The 7,742-nt window shown below is 63.9% G+C and carries 8 protein-coding genes and 1 pseudogene; all 9 read left to right on the forward strand.

Translation table 11 applies throughout. The features are described from left to right. A pseudogene (locus tag B4A72_RS15865) lies at positions 1-396 on the forward strand (ABC transporter ATP-binding protein); the annotation flags it as partial. After that, positions 396-1,262: a carbohydrate ABC transporter permease gene (locus B4A72_RS15870; protein ID WP_292952196.1), complete on the forward strand. Its 867-nt coding sequence runs from the start codon at positions 396-398 to the stop codon at positions 1,260-1,262. The pseudogene B4A72_RS15865 and the gene B4A72_RS15870, both read left to right, overlap by 1 nt. Next, on the forward strand, positions 1,262-2,083 hold the full coding sequence (locus tag B4A72_RS15875) for a carbohydrate ABC transporter permease (protein WP_292952193.1): 822 nt from the start codon (positions 1,262-1,264) through the stop codon (positions 2,081-2,083). Before B4A72_RS15870 ends, B4A72_RS15875 begins: the two co-directional genes overlap by 1 nt. Positions 2,084-2,263: 180 nt before the next feature. Further along, the gene (locus B4A72_RS15880) at positions 2,264-2,578 is read left to right on the forward strand and encodes a DUF2160 domain-containing protein (protein WP_292952238.1); all 315 of its coding nucleotides are present in this window, start codon (positions 2,264-2,266) and stop codon (positions 2,576-2,578) included. A gap of 41 nt (positions 2,579-2,619) precedes the next feature. Continuing rightward, on the forward strand, positions 2,620-4,332 hold the full coding sequence (locus B4A72_RS15885) for an ABC transporter substrate-binding protein (RefSeq protein WP_292979099.1): 1,713 nt from the start codon (positions 2,620-2,622) through the stop codon (positions 4,330-4,332). A gap of 136 nt (positions 4,333-4,468) precedes the next feature. Then, positions 4,469-5,944 (forward strand): glycerol kinase GlpK, encoded by a 1,476-nt coding sequence (gene glpK, locus B4A72_RS15890; protein ID WP_292979101.1) that lies wholly within the window; start codon positions 4,469-4,471, stop codon positions 5,942-5,944. Between the two features lie 116 nt (positions 5,945-6,060). Next, positions 6,061-6,642, forward strand: coding sequence for a lytic transglycosylase (locus B4A72_RS15895; protein WP_292951231.1), 582 nt, complete (start codon positions 6,061-6,063; stop codon positions 6,640-6,642). A gap of 66 nt (positions 6,643-6,708) precedes the next feature. After that, positions 6,709-7,128 carry a PaaI family thioesterase gene (locus tag B4A72_RS15900; protein WP_292951228.1) on the forward strand — a complete coding sequence of 140 codons (420 nt, stop codon included), beginning with the start codon at positions 6,709-6,711 and terminating at the stop codon, positions 7,126-7,128. Positions 7,129-7,135: 7 nt separating this feature from the next. Beyond that, the gene (locus B4A72_RS15905; protein WP_292951225.1) at positions 7,136-7,723 is read left to right on the forward strand and encodes a glutathione S-transferase family protein; all 588 of its coding nucleotides are present in this window, start codon (positions 7,136-7,138) and stop codon (positions 7,721-7,723) included. Positions 7,724-7,742 lie beyond the last annotated feature (19 nt).

Genomic DNA, 7,742 nt, shown 5'->3' on the forward strand with positions numbered 1-7,742 from the left:
GAACATACCTTCGTCGGCTATTTCATCGGCTCGCCCGGCATGAACCTGCTGGATGCGCGGGTCGAGGGCGCGACGGCGCAGGTGGCGGGCGTGCCGATCGCGCTGGCGCGGGGCTATGGGCCGCTATCGGGCAGGATCCGGATCGGCATCCGCCCCGAATTCATGCGCCTCGGCACCGGCGGCGAGGGCCTGCCCTTCATGCTGCACCGGATCGAGGATGTGGGCAATCACCGGATCGTGCGCGGCCATGTCGAAGGCGCCGCGGTCAACGTCATCGTCCCCGAGGGCCAGCCCATTCCCGCCGGGGCGGACCGGATCATCCCCGATCCCGCCTTCATCCATGTCTATGCCGATGACTGGCGCGTCGATCCGGCCGCCGTGGAAAGGGCCGCCTGATGGAAAAACCCCTCAACAACCGCGCCTGGCTGCTGGTTCTGCCGGTCCTTGCGCTGGTCGCCTTCTCGGCGGTGCTGCCGCTGATGACGGTGGTGAATTACTCGTTCCAGGATACGTTCGGCGGCAACCAGTTCTTCTGGGCGGGCCTCGAATGGTTCGACGAGACGATTCGCTCGGACCGCGTCCGCGCGGCCCTTGGCCGGCAGATCCTGTTCTCGGCGATCATCCTCGCCATCGAGATTCCGCTGGGCATCTTCGTGGCGCTGAACATGCCGAAAAAGGGCGTCTGGGCCTCTTTCTGCCTGGTGCTCATGGCGCTTCCGCTGCTGATCCCGTGGAACGTGGTCGGCACGATCTGGCAGGTCTTCGGCCGCGTCGATATCGGCCTTCTGGGCTATACGCTGTCGAAACTGGGCATCGACTACAATTATGTGAACGACGCCTTCGATGCGTGGATTACGGTGATCGTGATGGATGTCTGGCACTGGACCAGCCTGGTCGCACTGCTGTGCTATGCCGGGCTGCAATCCATCCCCGACGCCTATTATCAGGCCGCGCGGATCGACCAGGCTTCGCGCTGGAAGGTATTCCGCCATATCGAGCTTCCCAAGATGCGGGGCGTGCTGCTGATCGCGATCCTGCTGCGCTTCATGGACAGCTTCATGATCTATACCGAACCTTTCGTCGTCACCGGCGGCGGGCCCGGCAACGCCACCACCTTCCTGTCGATCGACCTCGTGAAGATGGCGGTGGGTCAGTTCGACCTGGGGCCGGCAGCCGCGTTCAGCCTGATCTATTTCCTCGTGATCCTGCTGATTTCCTTCGTCTTCTACACACTCATGACCAAGGAGGGAGAGACGCTCTGATGGCCGCCGTCGCTGAATCCAAGGGCCGTGGCGCCGCGCTGGTCATGGCGCTGTACCTGCTGTTCCTGATGCTGCCCATCTACTGGCTGCTGAACATGAGCCTGAAGACCAACAGCGAGATCCTCGGTACCCTCAGCCTGTGGCCGCGCAATCCCACGCTCGACAATTACCGCACGATCCTGACCGATCCGTCCTGGTATATGGGCTATGTCAACAGCATGACCTATGTGGCGATGAACACCGTGATCTCGATCTCGGTCGCGCTTCCCGCAGCCTATGCGTTCAGCCGCTATCGCTTTCTGGGCGACAAGCACCTGTTCTTCTGGCTTCTGACCAACCGCATGGCGCCGGCGGCGGTCTTCGCGCTGCCTTTCTTCCAGCTTTATTCCTCGATCGGACTTTTCGACACCTATATCGCCGTGGCTCTGGCGCATTGCCTGTTCAACGTGCCGCTGGCCGTCTGGATCCTGGAGGGATTCATGTCCGGCGTCCCGCGCGAGATCGACGAGACCGCTTATATCGACGGCTATTCCTTTCCGCGTTTCTTCGTGAAGATCTTCATGCCGCTGATCGCCAGCGGAATCGGCGTCGCGGCCTTCTTCAGCTTCATGTTCTCCTGGGTCGAACTGCTGCTCAGCCGGACGCTGACCTCGGTCAATGCGAAACCCATCGCGGCGACGATGACACGCACGGTCAGCGCCTCGGGCCTCGACTGGGGCGTGCTGGCGGCGGCGGGCGTGCTGACCATCATCCCCGGTGCGCTGGTGATCTGGTTCGTGCGCAACTACATCGCCAAGGGTTTTGCCATGGGGAGGGTGTGATGAACCATCCGCAGAATTCGCGGCGCCGTCTCCTGATGCCTCCGCGTCCCGGCATCGTCCCTGCCGGCCGCGCGACACAATCGAAGGGGCCGGACCATGCGTAGATCCGTCAATCTCGGTTTCGCGACGCTTGGCCTGATCTGGCTGGGCTTCGTGTTCTGGCTGACCACGCTGGTGCCGATGCGCGACGAGGCGCGCGACTGGACGGGCAGCATCAATCCCGGCGGCTGGATGGCCTGGACCTTCCCGACCGCCCTGTTCTTCACCATCATCGCGGGCCTTCTGATCCTGTTCACATGGCTCGCCATCCGCTTTCCCGAGACCCCGCGCCGGGGCGTCCTGGGCATCACCACCACGCGCGGGGACCGGCTGTTCATCAGCCTTCTCGGCTCGGCCTTCATCAGCCTGATCTGGCTGGGAACCATCGGCACGCCGCTCTGGGGCGGACTGGCCGTTGCACTGATCTACGCCGCAGCGGTGTTTCGCTGGGTGTGAAAACCGCCGGAGCCAAACCGGCATCCAATGGGAGGGAAACCATGAGACGATATCTGACGACCGCCATGGCGCTTGCGCTGATGGCGACAGGCGCGCAGGCGGGCATGGAAGAGGCGAAAGCCTTTCTCGATGCCGAGATCGACAATTCGACCCTGACCCGAGAGGAACAGGAGGCCGAGATGCAATGGTTCATCGACGCGGCCAAGCCCTTCGCGGGCATGAACATCAACGTCGTGTCGGAAACCCTCACGGTCCACGAATACGAATCCAAGGTGCTTGCCGAGGCCTTCAGCAAGATCACCGGCATCAACATCACCCACGACCTGATCGGCGAGGGCGATGTCATCGAGAAGTTGCAGACCCAGATGCAATCGGGCGAGAATGTCTATGACGCCTATGTCAACGACACCGACCTGATCGGCACCCATTGGCGCTATCAGCAGGCGCGCAACCTGACCGACTGGATGGCGGGCGATGGCAAGGACGTGACCAATCCGGGCCTCGACATCGACGATTTCATCGGCAAGTCGTTCAGCACCGCGCCTGACGGAAAGCTTTATCAGTTGCCCGACCAGCAATTCGCGAATCTCTACTGGTTCCGCTACGACTGGTTCAACGACCCCCAGATTCAGGCCGATTTCAAGGAAGAATACGGCTATGACCTGGGCGTCCCGGTCAACTGGTCGGCCTATCAGGACATCGCCGAGTTCTTCACCGGGCGCGAGATCGACGGCAAGAAGGTCTATGGCCACATGGATTATGGCAAGAAGGATCCCTCGCTGGGCTGGCGCTTCACCGATGCCTGGCTGTCGATGGCCGGGAACGGCGACAAGGGCATCCCCAACGGCAAGCCCGTCGATGAATGGGGGATCCGGGTCGATGAAAACGACCGCCCCGTGGGCAGCTGCGTGTCGCGCGGCGGCGATACCAACGGGCCGGCCTCGGTCTATGCGATCCAGAAATATCTGGACTGGATCAAGGCCTATGCCCCACCCGCCGCGCAGGGCATGACCTTCAGCGAATCCGGTCCGGTCCCCGCCCAGGGCGAGGTCGCCCAGCAGATCTTCTGGTACACCGCCTTCACCGCCGACATGGTCAAGCCCGGCCTGCCGGTCGTGAACGAGGACGGCACGCCCAAGTGGCGCATGGCTCCCTCGCCGCATGGTGCCTATTGGCAAGAAGGCATGAAGCTGGGCTATCAGGATGCGGGCTCGTGGACGCTGCTGAAATCGACGCCGGTGGACCGCGCCAAGGCGGCATGGCTCTACGCGCAATTCGTGACGTCGAAGACGGTCGATGTGAAGAAATCCCATGTCGGGCTGACCTTCATCCGCGAATCGACCATCCAGGACGAAAGCTTTACCGAACGCGCGCCCAAGCTGGGTGGCCTGATCGAGTTCTATCGTTCGCCCGCCCGCCTGAACTGGACGCCGACCGGCACCAACGTGCCCGATTATCCGAAGCTGGCGCAGCTGTGGTGGCAGGCGGTCGGCGACGCCTCCTCGGGCGCCAAGACCCCGCAAGAGGCCATGGACAGCCTCTGTGCCGAGCAGGAAAAGGTCATGGAGCGTTTGGAACGCGCCGGCATCCAGGGCGATATCGGCCCCAAGATGGCCGAGAAGAAGGATCTGGAATGGTGGAACAACAAGGCCAAGGAAGACGGCACCATCGCGCCGCAACTGAAGCTGGACAACGAAAAGCCCCAGCCGGAAACCATCAGCTATGACGAACTGGTCAAAAGCTGGCAGCAATAAGATCTGAAGCCGCTTGGGGGCGGTCGCACGGCCGCCCCTTCTTCGTTGTCCAAATACCCATGATCCCGGCGATGAGGACAGGTGCCGCGGGCACGGATATTCGGACAGGAAAGACCAGGCAGGAGACACGATCGCGATGACGATTCTGGCAATGGATCAGGGGACGACATCCTCTCGCGCGCTGATCTTTTCCGACGATCTGCGGGTGCGGGCCTCGGCGCAGCAGGAATTCCCCCAGCATTTTCCGCGCTCGGGCTGGGTCGAACACGACCCCGACGATATCTGGACCACCAGCGCCGCGACCGCGCGCGGGGCTCTGGAAAAGGCCGGCAATCCGCGCATCGACGCGATCGGCATCACCAATCAGCGCGAAACCGTGGTGATCTGGGACCGCGAGACCGGTCAGCCCATCCACCGCGCCATCGTCTGGCAGGACCGCCGCACCGCCGACGCGATCCGGCGCCTGAAGGACGAGGGCGTCGAGGATCAGGTCACGGGCGTCACCGGCCTGTTGCTGGATCCGTATTTCAGCGCCACCAAGATCGCCTGGATCCTGGACCGGATCGAAGGCGCGCGCGCACGGGCCGAGGCGGGCCGGCTGGCCTTCGGCACGATCGACAGCTTCCTGATCTGGAAGCTGACCGGTGGGGCGGCGCATGTCACCGATGCCACCAATGCCAGCCGCACGCTGCTTTACGATATCCGCAAGGGGGAATGGTCGCAGGACATGTGCAAGCTGTTCGGCGTGCCGATGGCGCTGCTGCCCGAAGTGAAGGACAGCGCCGACGATTTCGGCACGACGCGAGACGATCTGTTCGGACGCGCGGTTCCCATTCTGGGCGTCGCAGGCGACCAGCAGGCGGCAACCGTGGGTCAGGCCTGCTTCCAGCCGGGCATGATGAAATCGACCTACGGGACCGGCTGCTTTGCGCTGCTGAATACCGGCACACGGGCCGTGCGGTCGGAGAACCGGCTGCTGACGACGATCGCCTACCGCCTGGATGGTCAGACGACCTATGCGCTGGAAGGCAGCATCTTCATCGCCGGCGCGGTGGTCCAGTGGCTGCGCGACGGCCTGCAACTGATCCGCGAGGCGGCCGAGACCGGCCCCCTGTCGGCCAAGGCCGATGACAGCCAGCAGATCATCATGGTCCCCGCCTTTACCGGTCTTGGCGCGCCGCATTGGGATCCCAATGCGCGCGGCGCGGTCTTCGGGCTGACGCGCAATACCGGCCCGGCCGAATTCGCCCGCGCCGCACTGGAAAGCGTCGGCTTCCAGACCCGCGATCTGTGGGAGGCGATGCGCGCCGACTGGATCCCGGATGGCGACGCGGTGCTGCGCGTCGATGGCGGCATGACCGCCAGCGAACCCGCGATGCAGTTTCTGGCCGACATCCTCGGCGCACCCGTGGACCGGCCGGACAACACCGAAACGACCGCCCTGGGTGCGGCATGGCTGGCCGGCTATCGCGCGGGCCTGTGTCCCGGCCCGCAGGATTACGCCAAGGCATGGCGGCTGGATCGCCGGTTCAAGCCGCAGCTGGCGCCGGACCGGCGCGAGGATCGCTATGCCGCCTGGCGGCGCGCGGTCCAGGCGGTCATGTCCGTCTGAAGGAACCGAACCGCGCGGCCCCCGCGGGAAGGCGCCCGCCTCCGGCGGCCTACGGCTTTGTCATTTCAACCGGTCCGTTTTTCCCCTATCATCATGGAAAAACGGACGAGGGCAGGATGAACAGGTTTTCGAAACTGGCGATTGTCGGTCTTCTGGCGTCATGCGGCGTGGCCAATTATTCGGCTCCGCGCAATCTGGACAACGCATGTGCCATCGCGGCCGAGCGCCCGGCCTATATGCGTGCGATGAAAAAGGCCGAGCGCCGCTGGGGCGTGCCGGTCCATGTCCAGATGGCCGCCATCCATCAGGAATCGAAATTCATCGGCGATGCCCGCACGCCGCATCGCTATGCGCTTGGCGTCATTCCCATCGGCCGGCAAAGCAGTGCCTATGGCTATTCCCAGGCGCTGGACGGCACGTGGAAGGAATATCGCGCCGCGACCGGAAACCGCGGGGCGCGGCGGAACGATATCGAGGACGCGACCGATTTCATGGGCTGGTACATGGATGGTTCGTCGCGGCGGCTGGGCATCTCGAAATGGGACGCGACCTCGCAATACCTGGCCTATCACGAGGGCCGCACCGGCTTTGCGCGCAAATCCTACCTTTCTAAAGACTGGCTGGTGCAGGTCGCCGGCGACGTGGGCGAACGGGCGACGATGTATCGCAACCAGCTCGTCGCCTGCGGCAAGGCCTGACCCGGCCCCTTGCCATCGCCCCTGATCCGCGCCTCTATCAGGGCATGAAAGAAGAAGGGGGCGCTGGTGGAGGATCCTGACGAAAGCCTGCGCGATCTGGCCAAACTGCAATCCGATTTCGCCATGCATCTGGGTGCGCGGGTCGTATCCGCATCGAAGGACCGGATCGAGATGGAGATGGAGGTTACGCAAAGCCTCGCCAATCGCAACGGCGTCCTGCATGGCGGCGCGATCATGGGGCTGGCCGACAATGCCGGCGGCACCGCGACGATCCTGAACCTGCCCAGCGGCAAAAGCACGACCACGCTGGAGAGCAAGACCAATTTCCTGCGCCCGATCCGGATCGGCGATGTGGCCCGCGCCATCTGCGAGCCGCTGCATCGCGGCCGCACGACGCAAATCTGGCACACCCGCATTCTGCGCGGCGACGGCAAGCTGGCCGCCATCGTCACACAGACCCAGATCGTGCTGGAATGGAAGGACTAGCCCGCGCATGTACACCATCATCGGCACCGCGAAAAGCCGCAGTTTCCGCGTTCTGTGGATGCTGGAGGAACTGGGCCAGGCCTATCGTCACGTGCCGGCCAACCCGCATGGCGAGGGCGTGGTCGAATTCAATCCGGCGGGAAAGGTGCCGGTCCTGATCGATGATGGCACGCCGATCACCGATTCCACCGCCATCCTGACCTATCTGGCCGACCGGCACGGCCGCTTCACCCATCCGGCCGGCACGCTGGACCGCGCGCGTCAGGATAGCCTGACCCAGTTCCTGCTGGACGAATTCGACGCGGCGCTGTGGCTGGCGGCGCGCCACAGCTTCGTCCTGCCGGAGGAAATGCGGTTGGGCGCGATCAGAAACACATTGCGGTGGGAATTCGAACGCAGTCAGAAAACGCTGATCCACCGCATCGGCGAGGCCGATTTCGCGATGGGCGAAAAGATGACCGTCCCCGACTTCATCCTCGCCCATTGCCTGACATGGGCGCTGTCCGCGCGTTTTCCGGTGGTCGAGCCGCGCCTGACCGCCTTTCTCGACCGGATGCGCCATCGCCCGGCCTTCGCCCGCGCGGCCGCCCTCTAGAGCGTGTCGCAGCCTGTCC

Source organism: Paracoccus sp. UBA5162, from assembly GCF_002413585.1.
Lineage (GTDB): Bacteria > Pseudomonadota > Alphaproteobacteria > Rhodobacterales > Rhodobacteraceae > Paracoccus.

Bases quoted from the DNA above. Each gene is read 5' to 3' on its own strand.
- B4A72_RS15870 (WP_292952196.1), top strand. From the start codon at position 396: ATGGAAAAACCCCTCAACAACCGCGCCTGGCTGCTGGTTCTGCCGGTC.
- B4A72_RS15875 (WP_292952193.1), top strand. From the start codon at position 1,262: ATGGCCGCCGTCGCTGAATCCAAGGGCCGTGGCGCCGCGCTGGTCATG.
- B4A72_RS15880 (WP_292952238.1), top strand. From the start codon at position 2,264: ATGCGCGACGAGGCGCGCGACTGGACGGGCAGCATCAATCCCGGCGGC.
- B4A72_RS15885 (WP_292979099.1), top strand. From the start codon at position 2,620: ATGAGACGATATCTGACGACCGCCATGGCGCTTGCGCTGATGGCGACA.
- glpK (WP_292979101.1), top strand. From the start codon at position 4,469: ATGACGATTCTGGCAATGGATCAGGGGACGACATCCTCTCGCGCGCTG.
- B4A72_RS15895 (WP_292951231.1), top strand. From the start codon at position 6,061: ATGAACAGGTTTTCGAAACTGGCGATTGTCGGTCTTCTGGCGTCATGC.
- B4A72_RS15905 (WP_292951225.1), top strand. From the start codon at position 7,136: ATGTACACCATCATCGGCACCGCGAAAAGCCGCAGTTTCCGCGTTCTG.